Genomic DNA, 994 nt, shown 5'->3' on the forward strand with positions numbered 1-994 from the left:
TAGAGTTTATATTTAATAGTTTATTAAATCGTTCTTTTACATATCTTTGCGATTGATTAATCACAAATGAAATACGACAAGATTCTAAAAAATCCGAAACAATTATTATCATTAACCGGTTTTAGTTTATCGGAGTTTGAAGCATTTTTGCCAACCTTTAAGTATCATTGGGAAGAATATCATTCTCATTTTACATTAAAAGGTCAGCCTCGCATACGAGTTTCTTATGGGAGAAAGAGCAGTCAATTACCCTGTATAACAGATAAATTGCTGTTTATTCTATCCTATATGAAGAATAATCCCTTACAGGATTATCATGCAACGATGTTCGATATGACTCAACCCCAATGCAATGAATGGATACATCGCTTATCTGATATTTTGTATAAAACCTTAAAAACGTTGGGTGAACTACCCGACAGGAATCATTTAAGGGTAAAATATCTGGCAGGGCAATGCGAAAATATATTGCTTGATGGAACAGAAAGGCCAATAGAACGTCCGCAAGATTCTGACAGGCAGAAATCATGTTATAGTGGCAAAAAAAACGCATAATGTAAAAAATGACCTGCTTTGTTCTGCCGACAAACGTATATTATGGCTTTCTAAAACCTATGATGGTAGTACCCATGACAAGAAAATCCTTGATGAACAGCCTTTGAGTTTTCCTTTGGGAACTACATTGTGGCAAGATACAGGCTTTCTTGGCCATAAACCTGAAAATGTAACTGTAAAGATGCCAACTAAGAAGCCAAAAAGCAAGTCTTTAACTGATAGTCAAAAAGAAGAAAACAGAAAAATATCAAGTTTTCGTATTCTTGTTGAACATGCCATCGGTAGTGTCAAAAAATGTCGTATTGTCAAAGAACGATTCAGATGTCGCAAGTTTGGTTTTGACGATTTAGTCATGCTTATTGCTTGCGGTCTGCATAATTTCAGAATTTCAATTTCACTGATTGTGAAACATATATAACTTTATTGAATATAATGTCTA

General features: G+C 34.1%; 2 protein-coding genes. Both read left to right on the forward strand.

The genetic code is table 11. The annotated features are described in order from the left end of the window. The first annotated feature begins 66 nt into the window (after positions 1-66). A complete protein-coding gene (locus IR083_RS24815; RefSeq protein ID WP_194225143.1) occupies positions 67-555 on the forward strand; it encodes a transposase family protein in 489 nt (162 codons plus the stop codon). After that, entirely contained in the window at positions 536-973 is a 438-nt protein-coding gene (locus tag IR083_RS16400) for a transposase family protein (RefSeq protein WP_194225144.1), read from the forward strand. The genes IR083_RS24815 and IR083_RS16400 overlap by 20 nt, the downstream gene beginning before the upstream one ends. Positions 974-994 lie beyond the last annotated feature (21 nt).

The organism is Dysgonomonas sp. GY75, from assembly GCF_015234155.1.
GTDB classification, from domain to species: domain Bacteria; phylum Bacteroidota; class Bacteroidia; order Bacteroidales; family Dysgonomonadaceae; genus Dysgonomonas; species Dysgonomonas gadei.

Excerpts from the sequence above, each read along its gene's own strand:
- IR083_RS24815 (WP_194225143.1), top strand. The coding sequence starts at position 67 with ATGAAATACGACAAGATTCTAAAAAATCCGAAACAATTATTATCATTA.